This is a genomic window from Pseudomonas sp. O230, from assembly GCF_045447035.1.
In the GTDB taxonomy this organism is placed as follows: Bacteria; Pseudomonadota; Gammaproteobacteria; order Pseudomonadales; family Pseudomonadaceae; genus Aquipseudomonas.
On sequence record NZ_JBJGXN010000007.1, the window covers coordinates 38,938 to 53,893 of the forward strand.

Genomic DNA, 14,956 nt, shown 5'->3' on the forward strand with positions numbered 1-14,956 from the left:
CATGTTCAGCTACTAAAACCTGTTTAAATTCAAAGGCCTAAATCGGAAAGACTTGGGTGTTCGTCTGGCCGCCTACCTAATGGCCATCGAAATTTTCGCTCAGACTCTTTGATTGGCATGTCATTTACGCAGGCAAAACGATGAGCCATAAGTCCATCGTCTGCGAACTCCCAGTTTTCATTTCCATATGAGCGGTACCAATTTCCTGAGTCGTCTTGCCATTCATAGGCGTACCGCACCGCGATTCGGTTATCAGTAAAAGCCCATAACTCTTTGATGAGCCGATACTCCAGCTCCTTGTTCCATTTTCGAGTCAGGAATGCAGCTGCTTCCTCCCGATTTGCTGCAAAGTCCACTCGATTACGCCATTTCGTGCTTGGGGTGTAAGCCAGCGAAATTTTTTCAGCGTTACGGCTATTCCAACCATCCTCTGCAAGACGAACTTTGAGAGTTGCAGACTCACGGTCAAACGGCGGAAGCGGTGGGCGGGTTTCCGATTCAGACATAATAATCACTCCAAATCTTAATGGTCCGATAATTATATGCACTCAAAAGGTTGAGTTATTAGCCTCTAATATTTGGTTGGTTACTTTTTAAAAACTACTCTCACTCAATCTGTCTTTAGGCTTTTGTTTCTGGGAAGTCCACTAGCGAAACAAATTTATTAGTTGTGCCATCAAGTGCCTCGATTGATCCAGATTCAATGTCGTAAACCCAACCATGCAGGTTCAGCTTTTTTTGCTCCAAGGCAAGTCTTACGCTCGGGTGTGTTCGTAAGTTGGAGAGTTGAGCGATGACATTTTCGCGGACCATCGAACAAATGCGATCTTTGTCGGATGTAAAGGTACGAGCGGAATTGATCACTTTTGCGGATTCTGCATAGCTCATCCAAGCAGCAACAGCTGGTAAATGGTTGAGGGGTTTCCCACTCGAAACCGCGGTCATCGCCCCGCAATCTGAATGCCCACAAATAACGATGTCGGACACTCCGAGCACCGCAACGGCGTATTCGACGGTAGCTGTCACACCACCTGGCTGCGGCCCGTAGGAGGGAACAATATTTCCCGCATTACGTATTACGAACAGCTCACCCGGTTCCTGCTGCGTGAGCATTTCTGGGATAACTCGACTATCAGAACACGTAATGAATAACGTTTCAGGCGTTTGCGTGGTAGCGAGATATTTAAAAAGATCCGTTCTTTGTGGAAATACTTCTTTCTGGAATTTGATGAAACCTTCGATGAGCGCTTTCATTGTCTGTTACCCCTCTGGTGGTGTGCTGAACCGTATTTTTATTACAGACTAGTGTGAGTGTCGGATGTAGTCCAATATTAAGAGGGCGTAATGGCCGAGCTGTTATATGAAATGAATATACTGTTCGTATTTGTTTGTGCTACTGAATGGAATGAGTTTCAATTAGTGTCGTGTGGTGGAATAGTTGCGATAGCGCATCGCACATTATTCAAGTTTTCACACAGCGTTTGTGCTTTTTTAAGTGCTTCATTGAGTTGTGGGGTAATGGCGGGTCTCCGTTAACGTGTGAATCTGAATAACGTAAGCTGGTTACGGTCGCAGACCCAACTTGGTTTGGTCCGTTGGTCAGTTAATTCCCAACGCGCTTAGCTTTAGAAACTCTGTAATGCGCCGCATTCCTGGCGCTGTCGTGATCGACATTGCAGTCTACGAAATGTGAAGGTGTTGAAAATAAAAAACGGAGACACGGAAACCCATTATTACATTCGGGGTATACTTATTTTTTATAAATAGCTGGTTAATCCACTGGCGTAGAGTCGGAAGTGGGGTTGTGCTTACGGAAGAGTCAGTGCGCGAAGTTAAATGCTTGGCTTGCTATTGGTATGGAGACATAACAGTCTTATTAACCAATAAGTAGCTTCAAATTGCCTTTCAAAAGGTTCGCGATGGTCTTTACAAACATTGCGAGCAGAAGCAATGTCACGCCTACCAACAATGCAATTGCCACCGAATGTGTAAAGAGATTGGGGGAGTATTCTGCGTAGCGCAGTGTGCACACTGAAGCGGAGGCGAGAGGAAAACTCACGGACCACCAAGACAGGCGAAAAGGGCAGATGATCGCCAAATAACGTAGGCGACCAATCATCACAGATAGAAAAAAAATAGTCAGCATATAAAGGGCAGTAGCAAATCGATCTATTTCTCCAACAACATTTACGTAAGCTGAAAAACCAACGGCGAAAGGTGCAATTAAAATCATCAGGGAAGGCTGAAGCGAAGGGATTAGAGGCTTTTCGAATATCAATCTCGACATAATCAAAGTGAATAATGGCATAGCGAAGAAGAACCCGATGGCAAGCGAGAACATCAATAATTCGTTCTGACCGTGGATCTCTAAGGTGGGTACTGCTATGGGTATGTTTATCAACCCGACCATGGGAATGATCCAGGCTGGAGTAGCGTGCTCTGTCTGCTGTTGCTCTCCGAGCCAACGAGAAATGATCACCCAGGCAAAAAGGATCATGCCCAGCGTTCCGATTGCCCATATCCACCGCGCTACGGATAAGCTGTAAATGGAGACCGGGTTCGGAATCAGGAGGAGACTGATGAATAATGTTCCAAACAGGTTGCCAGCGATGGGATGTTGGAATTCGGCCTTGACAGCTTTCAACCCCGTGGCTGCCTTGATCGAATAGCCTATTCCCACAAGGAGGAAAGCCAGGATCGCCAAACCTCCGAAAAAACTAGCAATCCAGGATGGCAAGCCATAGAGGCTGTCTGCGAATTTCCAAGCTGACGATAAACCGGTCAGCCCCATAACCGCGCCGAACATCGCCACTGGCAAATAACTCAGCTTACCTTCCCGAGTTGCTGTCGTAGGTGTGCCGTAAGCCTGAATAGTTTCGGCTGGCGAAATCGGGATGCGGATTTCACTACTCAAAGTACGCCCCCATTTCTGCTGACAACAGTGAATCGGATTGCCCCTGGTCGGTCGGCTATCCACTAAACCCAAGTCGGTGACTGATGGCATTGGAAAAGCTGCAAACTCAGCAGCTTTGATCTCAAGCGAGTGTCAGTCAGTTGAGATTATGAGCAGCCGACGGTTTCGTAACGAGTTAAGAGCTGTGAAACGGTGTGATGAGATGCTAACTGCTAGTCGGATGAACATCTCAACACGTTCCGGATCACGCCACTGCCAGAGTGCGCGCATGCACAGCACAGGTAGATGGATGATTTACCAAGGACTTGAAGGTGCGGTTGTCTGCGTCCAGAGCGTCTATAGAGCCGGTTTCGATGTCGTACACCCAGCCATGCAAATTGAGCAGGCCTTTTTCCTGCGCTAGACGCACACTTGGGTGGGTCTGGATGTTGGCCAGTTGGGCAATGACGTTCTCACGCACCATCGAGCTGACTTTAGCCGCATCATCGGCGTGAGACCGCGACTCATTGATGACTTTCGCCGATTCCGAATGCTGCAACCAGCCTGCGACCGCAGGCAGGTGATCCATGCATTTACACTTGGCAACGGCGGTCATGGCGCCGCAGTCCGAATGGCCGCAGATCACGATATCGGTCACGCCCAGCACGGCGACAGCGTATTCTACCGTGGCCGACACACCGCCGGGATGGGGGCTGTAGGACGGCACGATGTTCCCCGCGTTTCGGATCACGAACAGTTCACCGGGTTCTTGTTGGGTCAGCAGCTCGGGCACTACGCGGCTATCGGAGCAAGTGATGAAAAGCGTACCTGGGTGTTGCGTCGTTGCCAAATGCTTGAACAAATCAGTGCGTTGTGGAAAAACTTCATTTTGAAATTTCAAAAAGCCTTCAATTAGTGCCTTCATGATTTGATCCTGCCTAAGTCGGAGAGTTGAAGGTTATGATTAATTGGTGCAGCCGCCACCTATGATGCTGTATTCCAACGTATGCGTTTGCCCTTGAGAGTCTTGGTACGTCATTTGTACTGGTGTTGGGGCGCATATAGGTGCCGCTTCGGTAATGTGGATTACTTTGGCAATATCCAAATGCATACCATATTTATAATGTACGACGTCAGTCGTGGTGGCTACATCTTGTGCAAATGCCGAAAAAGAGGCTGTCAGCGATAATGCGAGAAGCAGAATATTTTTCATGGTGAATCCTCCAATTTTTGGTGATGAGTAGAACCCGAGTAAGAAGTTTGAAGCAGGCCCGCAAGGCTGCGGGCCGAATTACAGTTCCATTTGTATCCTTAGAAAGGACGCAGTGGCAGGAACTTACCGTCGAGCGTGATTACTGCACGATGACCACCTTCTGGATCTTCAACTTTCTTCATATTCAGCTTGAAGTTGATCGCGCTGATGATGCCGTCGCCGAATTGTTCGTGTACCAGGGCTTTAAGGGTTGTGCCATAGATCTGGATCATTTCGTAGAAGCGATAAACTGTTGGGTCCGTCGGAACGCCATTCAGACTGCCGCGCAGTGGGATGATTTGCAGACGAGCTACTGCGTCGGCATCCAGATCGAGTTTTTCGCCGATCACTTTTGCTGCGGCTTCAGGAAGCGGGTGTTGACCGAGCAGAGCTGCGGTGACGTATGCCAGGCCTAGGCCAGTGCCTTCTGCCATATCTTCAAAAGACAGCTTTTTGCGAGCTTTAGCGTCCAGGATTTTGGCGGTCAGTTCGAGGCTGGTGTCTTTGTAAGCGTGGGACTGTGTCATTGTGTTTCTCCTATCGGATTACGAGGTTTGAGTTGCTAGTTGGTGTTGCGTTTTGTGTGTGGCAATCTTCTGCCGTTTGCTTGATAGCGTCCAAGACCGATATGCAATGCTCTGCATAAGCCCTTCCTATAGATGCATTTCAAGGGTTCAGAACCTTGTGTTTAAGGTGTCGTCCGCCAAGGTGCTCTTATTTCACATAAATGATGAGTGACTTGAGTTGAAGGCAACGTTAACCAAGTCACCTGAAAAGCCAGTTTTAAAAACAGGTGAACTGGTCTCTGGGTCAAAGTCGTTGGCGTTGCGCAACACTGCTGCCATGGTGTCTATAACTGGCGTCAGGTTTTGCAGTATTTCTGTTGCTCTGATAGTAGGCTCCAACGTTTTTCCCAATCGAACAAAGAGTGGATCATCGAAAAGTTCACGCAGTCGGCTAACGGCAACACTTATAGCTGATTGACACATAGACAGTTTCTCACCAGCGCGAGTGAGGCTGTGCTCTTGCATCAAAGTTTCGAAAATAATCAAAAGACTAAAGTCGACTTTGCGAAGTTCATATCTGGTCATTCTTAATCACCGTGGCCGATAAATTGTTGTTAGGTAGTCAATGCAATTTTAACCGTACGTTTATAGCCGTCCTGGTCGTGAACTGTTTCTGAGTAGGGGGCGCATATGGGAGTAGCCCTTGCTAGTTATGTCTGTCATCCCTACTTAGTAATCTTCTATGCTGCCTTGGATCTAGAGTGCAATGTTTGGCATAAATCTGCACTTCTACGTAAGTCCGCATTTTTTAGTGCGTCAGTGCTGTCGACTAATACTGAGGTATGTCATTCGTCATGAGGGAGTATTAGAAAATGCTTAGAATTGTTCCCAACCCTCAGTAATTTGTAGAAATAGCGACTAGGAAAGGGAGGAGGGAGGCGAACAACAGTGGATAAGATCCATCAAGCGCTTCAGGAATGTGTGTGTGCGGGGAGTTAAGGGGCGGAAGCTTGCCCGCAAAAAGGTTTGCTTAAAAGGAAATACAGAAGACTGGCTTGCGCCAGAGGGGAACAGTTAGGTGCTGGAAGGGGGGGGGAGGTCACGTGTTCAATTCGCTGGATGCGCTGAATTGATCACTGATGTTTCCTTGGAAATGCTCTAGGAGAAATTCTATGAATACTCGGGTTTTGGCTGGTAGTGCTTTTCTTGCAGGGTAGTACACGGAGATTGATCCTAAATCCACGTACCAATCCGGTAGCAGTCGAATTAGCTCACCTCGCTGCAACCAGGGCCAGGCGCGTTCAAGAGGCACCAAGGCAACGCCTAAGCCCATCCGAGCGCAGCTGCACAGCGCCTCTGGATCATTCATGATCGCATTAGCTTTGAGGTCTAAGTCAAATGTCTGTTTCGCAGCATTACGTAGCGTCCACGAGCGTAGCCGACCTGTATCGGTAGAGCGTGCGACGATACCATCCTGCCCCTGCAAATCTGCTGGCACTAGGGGCAAAACCTTTCCTTCCAGCCATTCTGGAGATGCTACGGCGACTAAATGAAGCTTGGCCAGCTCCCTAGCTACAACCTCAGGCGACAGTTCAATACCGCCACCTATTGCTACATCGAAACCATCACCAATCAAATCAACGCGTCTTATCTCCAGGTGCCAATCGGGCACAACGTTGGGGTAACGCTGTTTGAAAGTTTTCAGGAGGGGCAGGACGTAATCGTATGCGAAAGACGGGGCCAAATTGACGCGCAATCGACCAGCAGGTAGTTCCCGTGACTCACCGAGTTCTGATATGGCTGACTGAATGGTATCGAGGCTTCCAGCGACCTTTTGGAAAAACGCTTCACCTGCTTCTGTAAGGGTCAGACTTCGGGTGCTGCGCTGGAATAACCGTGTGCCCAGCTTCGTTTCCAGACGAGCGATATTTTTACTCACTGCCGCGGAGGAGATGCCCATACGCCTAGCGGCTTCGGAAAAGCTGGCGGCTTCAGCGACGCGTATGAACAGTTCAATATTGCTAAGCATATCTGAAGTCATCTCTAACTTTTGGTTGAAGCTGATTCTACCTTTTGGGGGCTAATTCTGTGTGGCCTTTGTAATCATAGTGATGGCTTTTCGGGTCACTAAAATTCAAAGGTTAATTTCATGGGGAAAATTCTGGTCACGGGCTCGACAGGAAGGCTCGGTAGTGCGGTATTGCGATCGTTGGCGCAAAAGGCTCCAGCTTCAAGTCTCGTGGCATTGGCCAGGAATGCTCGCAAGACAAGATCTCTCACCTCGATGGGGATTGAGGTTCGTTACGGCGATTACGCCGACTATAAATCTCTTGTGGTTGCCTTTTCTGGTGTGGACAAGATTTATCTCGTCTCCGCAGATGTGTTCAGCGACCGTTTAAGCCTCCATAAAAATGTAATTGATGCCGCGCGTAGAGCCGGAGTTCGTCACGTGATCTATACGAGTATCCAGCGTTTAGATCAGGACCAATCGCCAATCCAAGGCCTTACCGATAGCGACATCGCAACTGAGGCTCTTTTGAAGCGTTCGGGTCTGGACTACACAATCGTCTGGCATCCGCTTTATGCAGATGAGCTGCCGACTTTCATTGGCGATGATGCAACCAAGAAAGATTTCAGTGCGCCCGCGGGGCAGGGTCGCATTGCACTTACCAGCAGTGATGAGCTAGCTGAAGCAGGGGCTGTCTTGCTCAGCCAAGATGGACATGAAAATCGCGAATATTTACTGAATAGCGGACAGGCTTGGTCCTTTGAAGAAATTGCTCAAACCTTGTCGCGTCTAACGGGAAAGGCTATTTCTTATCAGTCAATATCTGCCGAAACGTTCATTGCTGCTAGAGAAGCAGAAGGTTGGCCACCTATGATTTCAGACTTCGTCACTGGGTGGTTTTCTGCCATTGAGAAGGGCGCTTTTAACGACACAAGCAGCACGCTTGAAGAGCTTTTAGGGCGGAAGCCAAAAGGCTTGGAAGCCATCCTCAAAGGCGCCTTCGATCTCTAGGAGACTCGATATACGTGACAAGTGATGCCGTCAGGAATGGGTAAGCTGGTTCGATAATCGACTGGAATTCTGATGGGCAAGAGCCATTCGGACGGATTTTGAAAGAGTGCGGATACCAGCGATAAAGCATTAATCGTGCCAATAATATCGAATTCTCTTGACAGCATTTTTATTCCATTAATATAATGGCTTACGTTTGACTCGTGACCCCTTGGATGCCATCCAAGGCACTTATCCACACTTCACTGGTCCCTTTCCGACAGCGAAGCGTCGGGTAAGCTTTTGGTCGTTTTTTGAAAACAAATAAGCCAACACAGGCTTTTTTTAAAATCACGATTGCTCGGATGCGATGGTCGATTTTCCTGTCGTATCTGAATATAGATTTAAGTTCTGTACGCTAATCCGCCTATCCATTTGTTCTTTTCAGCCCTTTCAAGCGCACATTCGCCCTTTGCACGGCGGCCATTTTTTCAGGCCGCTTCATGCGTTTCCATTTCCTGATGTCTTCCTTGCTGCGTCCGCAGCTCACGCACAGATCGCCGCTCAACTGGCAGACCGCAATGCATGGGTTCTCGATTTCCTTCGCCATCCTCAACAACCCTTTGCCATACGTGATTGAACAACGCGCTTTTGCCAATCGCCGCCGTGGCTCCTTTGACATTCTTCCTCGGAGTCGAAGCGAATTGTTCGATCAGAGGCGTCAACGTCGAGCTTTGCTTCGTGCAGGGCGATGGAGGTCAGCTCGAACACCCGTGCTTTGGAATTAGCTTGGGCGAGTTTTTTGTCGGCCAGGGTTTCGAACACCCAGGTAACCGTCAGCGTTTCTGTGAAGGCGTTCGAGTCAGCGGTGTGGGTCAGCCAAGTAAAGCCCTGGATTTCAAATTTGGCGGTCTCGCACGCATCAGTCAGCGTGGTGACCAAGCGACGCTCGATGCGCCCGAGTTCGCGTTTGCCTATAGGCATGGAGATTCCTTTGGGCATCAGACGGGGCGAAATTCGACCGTCAGGTGTCTAACTTCGTGAACAGGCTTGAGACGTTCACGAATGTTTTCGGCGTCGGTCGAGGACTGGCCCATGACACTGACGATCGCCGCATGGGCTTCGGGTCCTACCCTCCAAACGTGTAGGTCGGTGATGGTTGCGTCGCCGGGCTTTTCAACTAGCTCCCGTATTTCCTCGGCGACGTGCTCATCGGTTTGATCCAGTAGCACTGCCGAAGTAGCACCCATCAGGAGCCACGCCCAGCGCGCGATTACTATAGCGCCGACAATGCCAATGATCGGGTCCAGCCATACCCATCCTAGATAACGGCCAGCGAGCAAGGCCACGATGGCTAGAACAGAGGTCAGGGCATCCGCGATGACATGCACGTAAGCGGATTTTAGGTTGTTGTCATTGCCGTGGTGATCATGCGCTCGACCATGATCGTGGTCATGACTGTGACTGTGACTGTGACCGTGGCCAAGCAGCAGGGCGCTGACAACGTTGACGATCAAACCAACAATCGCGATGAACGTTGCAGTGCCGAATTGCACCTCAGTTGGCTGCAACAGGCGCATCACGGACTCGACGCCGATGCCCAGGGACACCATGCCCAATATGAGCGCCGACGCGAACCCGCCAAGGTCGCCCACTTTGCCCGTGCCAAAGCTGTAGCGCTGACTGGTGGCGTGGCGTTTTGCGTATCCGTAAGCCGCAGCGGCAATACCCAAGGCGCCAGCATGGGTCGCCATGTGAAAGCCATCCGCAAGTAGCGCCATGGAGCCGGTTATGTAACCGGCGGTGATTTCGCCAACCATCATCACCACTGTCAAGGCCACCACCCACAGGGTGCGCTTGGCGTTTTCTTCGTGGGCAGACCCAAGGAAGACGTGTTGGTGTATGTGACTGACACTGGAACTGCTCATTCCCCGATACCTATCGACTTTATTTGGAGTAGCGGCGAATAGCTTCGAGAAGCTCCTCGACACCTTTGTTGCGCTCTTCTTCGCTGAGGGCAGGGTTTGCCACATGCTCCCGGGCGTGGTCCTCGATGATTTCCTCCATCAAGCCATTGATAGCTCCACGTGTGGCTGCTACCAAATGCAAGGTTTTAGCGCAGTCGAGATCAGACTCCAGCGCACGCTCAACGGCTTGGATCTGCCCGGCGATCCGCTTAACTCGTTTGAGAAGATCGTTTTTGTTGGAAGCTATATGACCCATGGGATACCCCTTACGTATATGGCGTCATCATAGGTATACCCCCTATACCTATACAAGTGCCGTTCGGCAGAACCACCTGATCGACCCTGACGCGTCTCCGGAAGCGGCTAATCGACTTAAGGTGAGTACTTACATTTCGGAATGAGGGTCTGCTAGCTCAAGGCCAATTTCATGGTCACCTTCTGCGCAGCTGGATTCATCCTTTGCTCCAATAGAGAACTAGTTGGCTTATGAATTAAAGTTTCGTCATGTGTAAATTTTTTTCTCAGAGCGATGTTGAATTGATTGCGAGGACTATTGTTCAGACTAATAGTTGTAAAATTGTCTATTATTTTGCTTGGCGGAATTATTCATAAAAACGAACTGGGTAGGGCCCAAAAATCGTTAGGTTTGGGGCTAGAGTCGCAGCTCGGGAATAGATAGTATTTAAATGCATTTCCGGATTAAATCTTCGTTACACCTATCATAAGGTCGACAGTGCCTCTTATTTTTTGGAATAGGCGAGTGACATGAATGTCTATTCAATATTGAAAACCTCCAGCGGTTGGGGGCTTTACAGAAGCGGGTCGCAACGAGCGAAGCTTGAGGCACAGGCTAAAGAAGATATTGTGAGGATGTCGGCGGAAATTTTGATTAAAGAAACAGCGTCGGTCCATCTTTTCGGCTGACGGCAGCTTCCAGGAATTAAGGTTTAAGGAAGGTAAGCTCTGCTCCTGAATGACCTTGGATTGGGCACTCACCTTTAGGGCGGTTCATATATGCTGATGGATTCCGAGAGCCTGAAACCGTATGTTGACGCAGTTAAGCTCGCTCGATTGGCGCGGCAGATGATAGCTATCAGGGTTTCAAAAAACCAGGCGCTACAGGATGAATTGGATCGCGCCGATGCAGCCTATGTGCAAGCGTACACAGAACTTGCTGAGTTCACAGACTCCTGCACAGAAATCTAAAGATCTTTAGTTATCCATTCCTGACTCACTATAGCGCCTTGATTTAGAGCTATGGGATGGCAATGCCCAATGCGTTTAGCGTCGGTGTATCCATCTTGCCACTGCTTACAATCGCCGAATCTGTTTGGAAAGCCATGAGTGATCCACGGACACTGTTATTGAGCACACCATCGATCGGCCCCGCGTAATATTTTTTGATCATCAAAGCCAATTGAACACGTCGAACAAGCATCGACAGATCCGCTGCTGTGGGCTTGGCAGGTGTGGCTGAGTAGACATTCGATCGCGTTGCCTTACTGGTAGAAGGCTTGGAAGATGTCGTGCTCGGTGTAGTGACAATGGAGTGAGTCGTAGAGCTGGGTTTTGAAGGCGACGAAAGAAAATTGCTGGTTGGCGCAGTGTAGGCGCTTGGAGCGCTGTAACCACCCGAACTGCTGTAGTGAGAACTATGCGAGCTATGTGAACTGTGCGAGCTGTGTGAGCTATGTCCTGCGTAGACGTTGATCGCGTCTTTCGCATTCAGGGTGTTGTTGAATGCAGGCGGAGCACTTTGGGGATTCGGCAACCAGTCAGCCGATGCCAATTGAGTCGGGCTGGCATCTGCCATAGGGCTACCGATAACGGGGATCAAGGCCATAGATTGGCCGATAAGAAGCTTCCAACGATCAAGCAGTTTCATACTGTGCTCCCTGCATATTTTGAAGATCTTCGATGGTTAGCGGATGGATGCTCCGGCTTTGCCAGCGAGAAGAATGTGATTTGAAGAAGCCCGCACATGCGTGAGTAGCCGAGCACGTTTGGCAGGCATCGATAAACAGGTTTTTCCAGTCTGAAATACTCTGACGGTAGAAGCGCCCTAGCATCGGATCGAGTACGCATAGAGGCAGGTTGTAAATAGAAACAGCGATGCCGCGGATGTCGAGGAAAAAAGCTGCCTGGCTGAGCTTTTCCTGGTAGTCCGCCGGGTCTATCCAGAGCTGATCGTAATTTTTCTTAGCGAGCCCCGTGTTCTCAATACCCATGAGCGCAACGTGGTGCACGAAAGGCAAATTACGAAAAACGAAATGCGCCCACTCGGGAAGACGAGGCGTCGTCAGCCTGCTCAGTACCATGCGGATTTCTATCTTTTGCCCCGCACGTTGGAGGTTGTAGAGGCCGACTATTGTTTCGCTGAATGCGCCTAGGGCTTGGACGACGTTGTCGTGGTCCTCTGCATTGTCGGCGTACAGAGGAACTCCCCAACTGAGACTTGGGTGACTTACTTGTCGAAGGTCATCGATCCACGTGGGATCACTCAGCAACCGACCGTTGCTTAAAATGTGCAAGGATTTTTCAGGCAGTACCCGTTTGGCGTGCTCAATGATGGCGAGCAAGCCCGACCGGTACAGCGTGGGCTCTCCGCCACTTATACCCAGTTGTTCGGCGCCTGGGTCGACCAAGTCAATTAGCTTCAGGTTCTCCTCGATGTGCCACCTGTCATCGATGTCCTTTGGGGGCTGAGAGCACATCAGACATAGGCTGTTGCATCGATCAGTCATGAACAATAGATTGCTATTGGCACCCCTGCGATAGAGAACACGTACGACGCTCGTTCCAGGTCTAACCGCGATGACATCTCCAGGCTGCACGACCAATGGATCTTTGGGATTGGTCAACAAAGCTGCGCTTACTGTACCTACTGGATGCGGGTGGCCTGATACCAAAAAACCACCAACAGGAACTGAGAGCCATTGGTCCAGATTGGCGGTGGAGGATTGGTCGAGCCATAGCATTAAGTCATCAAAAGAAGCTTCACCTGCGCACACGGCCACACCTTGGGAAATGAATTCTTCTGGAGTGATGACTTTGAATAGCTTGGGTGCCGTGAGATTGAGAATCTCAAATTGCGTGTCGAGTCGTAGCATCTTTAGCCCCTATAACCAGGTGAGGGAAGGTCGCTCAAAGATCTACGCGTTAGCCAGGACAAAAGGGTTTTTTGAGTCTCGTTGTCCCCATCACGCAGCAAGCGCAAAAGGTGCGTGAGCAATGCAGTGTTTTTCTGACAGAAGCTGCTGAATGCGCGGTGTCCGATTGGATCCGCTTGGCGGGCAAAATGCTCAATGGGGTCTGCTCCGCAATAGGGGACTAGCGCACAGTCGGAACATCCTGGTAACGCTTCTGCCACACCTGCGGACAGCAACATATCAATCACTGGCGATTGGAGCAGCTCCTTCAGAGGTTGGTGCACCCTGCCGAGCTTCAATCCGTCCTCACCCATTTCGAGAAGCATGCGGGATTCATCTGAGGGGTAGACATCGCCGTCGTAGTTGTAAACGAGAGTTCCCAGTCCTGCGCCCAGGGGGGAGCGCAGATCTACATAGCCGGATGCAAACGGAGTCAAAATGTTCGTCAGCAGGAGTGATGCGTAACCTTCTGAGATGAACGTCCCTTGAGCATTCAGATTCATCAGATACGACAAAGCCTCCAAGTAAAAACCGATGAACTCATCCATCGAATAGTCCAGACGCTTCGCGGATTTCTTTGCGAATCCATACGGGCTCAAGGGGCGCAGAGAGATGTTGGTGAATCCTTGGGCCACGTACTCGTCAATTATCGCGTGAGGGTGCTCCAAGCTCTTGGAGGTGATGGTTGTCAGGGCCGAAACTGCATCGTGACCCAACCATGCCCTTACTTGTTCGATACCTTCAATCGTTCGCTTGTAGGCATCTCTGGTCGGTGTTGGCCGGTTGGCGTTGTGCAGAAACTCTGGACCGTCCAGTGAAGTGGAAAATTGAATGTTGTGTTGCTTGGCGAAATCCAGGATCTCGACATTCAGGTGATGGAGAGTCGTCGTGATGACGTACTGGATGCTGCGTTGCTCCACTGCGTTACGGGCTTCGACCAACCCAACAATTTGTCGGATGCGGTCAAACGCTAACAGAGGTTCGCCACCTTGAAACTCGACGGTGAGTGCGGGGGAGGGAGCCTCAAACATTCGATCCACTGCCAGCTCAGCATGCTCGGCTGACATGTCATGACCCGAGCCACTGAGTGGGGCGCGGGAGACTTGGCAATAAGCGCAGGTATGATTGCAGCGTAGAGTGACAACGAAAATGTGCAGCGCAGGTCCATTGAGGACAAAGTTTTTACGACTACGAAATTGTGCCGCCATTTCCGGAAATGGGTCGTGCCCATTCGGCTCAAAAATAAAGTGGCGGGCGAGAAGGTCTTTGTAATGAGCGGAGCCTGTATCCACGGCCCTGTGGGCAAGATCTCTTAACTGCTTTTCGGAGACAAAAAGATACTCACCTGTTTCAGCCGTTAGCAAAATACTCTCGCTACGGTGCTCATCGATCCGTAAGAATCGGAACGGAAGCAGCCGATAACTTTCCTCTTTGGCTATCAGCATCATGCTCACATGCCAGCTCCACGCAGGGCGGCATTTGCAAGTATTTCCCTCAGGCCAGAGGTCTCATTCCGTATCCGCTCGCGCAACGCGAAATCGTTCAGATTGCGAAGAATTAGCTCGCGCCCTTCTTGCTTGGATATGACTGCACCAGCTCCGCCGATGAGCATCGTGGGAACGGCATCGAGATGAATCTGATTGTCTGTCTGCCGAACCTGAATCGTTAAAGTAGGTGCGACAGCATAGGAAACGCGCTGAACAACGCTCAGTGGATAAATCACGCTGTCCACGGAAACCGTAACTTCCCAGTTCATTTTTTCGAATCCATTCTTTTTATGTGCGCGGATGATGGCTTGATAACGGGCAAAGCGCCACTATTTGTAACCAAATATTTAGTAAAGCGCTTGCTTGGCCCATAGAGTGGGGAGATGCCCTTAATGGGCCTTGGACCATCCACCAATTTTTTGGTCGACGGGTACCTTGGGACGGGTAACGAGAGCCACTTATCTATCCCGCAGACAAAGAAAAGCCCGCGTCTAAGCGCGGGCAAAAAAATCAGAATTAGAAAGGAGCGAAGTCAACGTAGGTTAGATAATGTGAAAAACTTGTGAAGCTGGGCTGATCGAAACTGAGACTCCGTTTCCTGCTCATCACAAAACGATGTGAGTTCTCCGCGGAGTCCCTGTAGCTTGCACCACTCAGCATTCTGATTACGAAGTGAATCAAACCCTTGGTCAGAGAGTTGCTGG

19 protein-coding genes are annotated in these 14,956 nt (G+C 49.9%); 3 read left to right on the top strand and 16 right to left on the bottom strand.

Features of this window, described 5'->3' with window-relative positions:
* Window positions 1–29: 29 nt before the first annotated feature.
* The 8 genes from ACI77H_RS16030 to ACI77H_RS16065 all read right to left on the bottom strand — a co-directional run bounded on the left by ACI77H_RS16030 (window position 30) and on the right by ACI77H_RS16065 (window position 6,692).
* Window positions 30–506: a nuclear transport factor 2 family protein gene (locus ACI77H_RS16030; protein WP_282483496.1), complete on the bottom strand. Its 477-nt coding sequence runs from the start codon at window positions 504–506 to the stop codon at window positions 30–32.
* A 115-nt stretch (window positions 507–621) separates the two neighbouring features.
* Entirely contained in the window at window positions 622–1,254 is a 633-nt protein-coding gene (locus ACI77H_RS16035) for a carbonic anhydrase (RefSeq protein WP_407012738.1), read from the bottom strand.
* Window positions 1,255–1,876: 622 nt separating this feature from the next.
* Complete coding sequence (locus ACI77H_RS16040; RefSeq protein ID WP_282483498.1) at window positions 1,877–2,914, bottom strand: SLAC1 anion channel family protein; 1,038 nt, start codon at window positions 2,912–2,914, stop codon at window positions 1,877–1,879.
* 244 nt (window positions 2,915–3,158) lie between these two features.
* Window positions 3,159–3,818, bottom strand: a complete 660-nt coding sequence (locus tag ACI77H_RS16045; RefSeq protein ID WP_282483499.1) for a carbonic anhydrase — start codon at window positions 3,816–3,818, stop codon at window positions 3,159–3,161.
* 39 nt (window positions 3,819–3,857) lie between these two features.
* Window positions 3,858–4,106, bottom strand: coding sequence for a DUF2790 domain-containing protein (locus tag ACI77H_RS16050; protein ID WP_214377704.1), 249 nt, complete (start codon window positions 4,104–4,106; stop codon window positions 3,858–3,860).
* A 98-nt stretch (window positions 4,107–4,204) separates the two neighbouring features.
* Window positions 4,205–4,672, bottom strand: coding sequence for a cyanase (gene cynS, locus ACI77H_RS16055; RefSeq protein WP_282483500.1), 468 nt, complete (start codon window positions 4,670–4,672; stop codon window positions 4,205–4,207).
* A gap of 192 nt (window positions 4,673–4,864) precedes the next feature.
* Window positions 4,865–5,236, bottom strand: coding sequence for a LysR family transcriptional regulator (locus ACI77H_RS16060; protein ID WP_282483501.1), 372 nt, complete (start codon window positions 5,234–5,236; stop codon window positions 4,865–4,867).
* A gap of 514 nt (window positions 5,237–5,750) precedes the next feature.
* On the bottom strand, window positions 5,751–6,692 hold the full coding sequence (locus ACI77H_RS16065; protein ID WP_407012740.1) for a LysR family transcriptional regulator: 942 nt from the start codon (window positions 6,690–6,692) through the stop codon (window positions 5,751–5,753).
* Between the two features lie 108 nt (window positions 6,693–6,800).
* Between ACI77H_RS16065 and ACI77H_RS16070 the strand changes: the two genes are divergently transcribed.
* Window positions 6,801–7,670: an SDR family oxidoreductase gene (locus ACI77H_RS16070; RefSeq protein WP_407012741.1), complete on the top strand. Its 870-nt coding sequence runs from the start codon at window positions 6,801–6,803 to the stop codon at window positions 7,668–7,670.
* A 406-nt stretch (window positions 7,671–8,076) separates the two neighbouring features.
* Here ACI77H_RS16070 and ACI77H_RS16075 read toward each other — a convergent pair whose 3' ends face one another.
* Genes ACI77H_RS16075 through ACI77H_RS16090 form a run of 4 tightly spaced genes read right to left on the bottom strand, consistent with a single transcriptional unit; the run spans window position 8,077 to window position 9,872 of the window.
* Window positions 8,077–8,259 carry a DUF1289 domain-containing protein gene (locus ACI77H_RS16075; RefSeq protein WP_407012743.1) on the bottom strand — a complete coding sequence of 61 codons (183 nt, stop codon included), beginning with the start codon at window positions 8,257–8,259 and terminating at the stop codon, window positions 8,077–8,079.
* Window positions 8,260–8,261: 2 nt separating this feature from the next.
* Window positions 8,262–8,633, bottom strand: coding sequence for a hypothetical protein (locus tag ACI77H_RS16080; protein WP_407012744.1), 372 nt, complete (start codon window positions 8,631–8,633; stop codon window positions 8,262–8,264).
* A 17-nt stretch (window positions 8,634–8,650) separates the two neighbouring features.
* Window positions 8,651–9,577: a CDF family Co(II)/Ni(II) efflux transporter DmeF gene (gene dmeF / locus ACI77H_RS16085; protein WP_407012745.1), complete on the bottom strand. Its 927-nt coding sequence runs from the start codon at window positions 9,575–9,577 to the stop codon at window positions 8,651–8,653.
* Window positions 9,578–9,596: 19 nt separating this feature from the next.
* Entirely contained in the window at window positions 9,597–9,872 is a 276-nt protein-coding gene (locus ACI77H_RS16090; protein WP_214377688.1) for a metal/formaldehyde-sensitive transcriptional repressor, read from the bottom strand.
* Between the two features lie 509 nt (window positions 9,873–10,381).
* Between ACI77H_RS16090 and ACI77H_RS16095 the strand changes: the two genes are divergently transcribed.
* On the top strand, window positions 10,382–10,540 hold the full coding sequence (locus ACI77H_RS16095) for a hypothetical protein (protein ID WP_282483542.1): 159 nt from the start codon (window positions 10,382–10,384) through the stop codon (window positions 10,538–10,540).
* Window positions 10,541–10,630: 90 nt separating this feature from the next.
* A complete protein-coding gene (locus ACI77H_RS16100) occupies window positions 10,631–10,822 on the top strand; it encodes a hypothetical protein (protein WP_407012746.1) in 192 nt (63 codons plus the stop codon).
* Window positions 10,823–10,871: 49 nt separating this feature from the next.
* Here ACI77H_RS16100 and hxsA read toward each other — a convergent pair whose 3' ends face one another.
* Genes hxsA through ACI77H_RS16120 form a run of 4 tightly spaced genes read right to left on the bottom strand, consistent with a single transcriptional unit; the run spans window position 10,872 to window position 14,521 of the window.
* Window positions 10,872–11,501: a His-Xaa-Ser repeat protein HxsA gene (gene hxsA, locus ACI77H_RS16105; RefSeq protein ID WP_407012747.1), complete on the bottom strand. Its 630-nt coding sequence runs from the start codon at window positions 11,499–11,501 to the stop codon at window positions 10,872–10,874.
* Window positions 11,488–12,726 carry a His-Xaa-Ser system radical SAM maturase HxsC gene (gene hxsC, locus ACI77H_RS16110; RefSeq protein WP_282483540.1) on the bottom strand — a complete coding sequence of 413 codons (1,239 nt, stop codon included), beginning with the start codon at window positions 12,724–12,726 and terminating at the stop codon, window positions 11,488–11,490. Before hxsC ends, hxsA begins: the two co-directional genes overlap by 14 nt.
* Window positions 12,727–12,728: 2 nt before the next feature.
* Entirely contained in the window at window positions 12,729–14,213 is a 1,485-nt protein-coding gene (hxsB, locus tag ACI77H_RS16115; RefSeq protein ID WP_407013074.1) for a His-Xaa-Ser system radical SAM maturase HxsB, read from the bottom strand.
* 2 nt (window positions 14,214–14,215) lie between these two features.
* On the bottom strand, window positions 14,216–14,521 hold the full coding sequence (locus ACI77H_RS16120; protein WP_282483538.1) for a His-Xaa-Ser system protein HxsD: 306 nt from the start codon (window positions 14,519–14,521) through the stop codon (window positions 14,216–14,218).
* Between the last annotated feature and the right edge of the window lie 435 nt (window positions 14,522–14,956).

Excerpts from the sequence above, each read along its gene's own strand:
- ACI77H_RS16075 (WP_407012743.1), bottom strand. The coding sequence starts at position 8,259 with ATGGCGAAGGAAATCGAGAACCCATGCATTGCGGTCTGCCAGTTGAGC.
- hxsB (WP_407013074.1), bottom strand. The coding sequence starts at position 14,213 with ATGATGCTGATAGCCAAAGAGGAAAGTTATCGGCTGCTTCCGTTCCGA.
- ACI77H_RS16080 (WP_407012744.1), bottom strand. The coding sequence starts at position 8,633 with ATGCCTATAGGCAAACGCGAACTCGGGCGCATCGAGCGTCGCTTGGTC.
- hxsA (WP_407012747.1), bottom strand. The coding sequence starts at position 11,501 with ATGAAACTGCTTGATCGTTGGAAGCTTCTTATCGGCCAATCTATGGCC.
- ACI77H_RS16095 (WP_282483542.1), top strand. The coding sequence starts at position 10,382 with ATGAATGTCTATTCAATATTGAAAACCTCCAGCGGTTGGGGGCTTTAC.
- ACI77H_RS16070 (WP_407012741.1), top strand. The coding sequence starts at position 6,801 with ATGGGGAAAATTCTGGTCACGGGCTCGACAGGAAGGCTCGGTAGTGCG.
- ACI77H_RS16050 (WP_214377704.1), bottom strand. The coding sequence starts at position 4,106 with ATGAAAAATATTCTGCTTCTCGCATTATCGCTGACAGCCTCTTTTTCG.
- cynS (WP_282483500.1), bottom strand. The coding sequence starts at position 4,672 with ATGACACAGTCCCACGCTTACAAAGACACCAGCCTCGAACTGACCGCC.
- ACI77H_RS16100 (WP_407012746.1), top strand. The coding sequence starts at position 10,631 with ATGCTGATGGATTCCGAGAGCCTGAAACCGTATGTTGACGCAGTTAAG.
- ACI77H_RS16035 (WP_407012738.1), bottom strand. The coding sequence starts at position 1,254 with ATGAAAGCGCTCATCGAAGGTTTCATCAAATTCCAGAAAGAAGTATTT.
- ACI77H_RS16030 (WP_282483496.1), bottom strand. The coding sequence starts at position 506 with ATGTCTGAATCGGAAACCCGCCCACCGCTTCCGCCGTTTGACCGTGAG.
- dmeF (WP_407012745.1), bottom strand. The coding sequence starts at position 9,577 with ATGAGCAGTTCCAGTGTCAGTCACATACACCAACACGTCTTCCTTGGG.
- ACI77H_RS16090 (WP_214377688.1), bottom strand. The coding sequence starts at position 9,872 with ATGGGTCATATAGCTTCCAACAAAAACGATCTTCTCAAACGAGTTAAG.
- hxsC (WP_282483540.1), bottom strand. The coding sequence starts at position 12,726 with ATGCTACGACTCGACACGCAATTTGAGATTCTCAATCTCACGGCACCC.
- ACI77H_RS16045 (WP_282483499.1), bottom strand. The coding sequence starts at position 3,818 with ATGAAGGCACTAATTGAAGGCTTTTTGAAATTTCAAAATGAAGTTTTT.
- ACI77H_RS16120 (WP_282483538.1), bottom strand. The coding sequence starts at position 14,521 with ATGAACTGGGAAGTTACGGTTTCCGTGGACAGCGTGATTTATCCACTG.
- ACI77H_RS16065 (WP_407012740.1), bottom strand. The coding sequence starts at position 6,692 with ATGACTTCAGATATGCTTAGCAATATTGAACTGTTCATACGCGTCGCT.
- ACI77H_RS16060 (WP_282483501.1), bottom strand. The coding sequence starts at position 5,236 with ATGACCAGATATGAACTTCGCAAAGTCGACTTTAGTCTTTTGATTATT.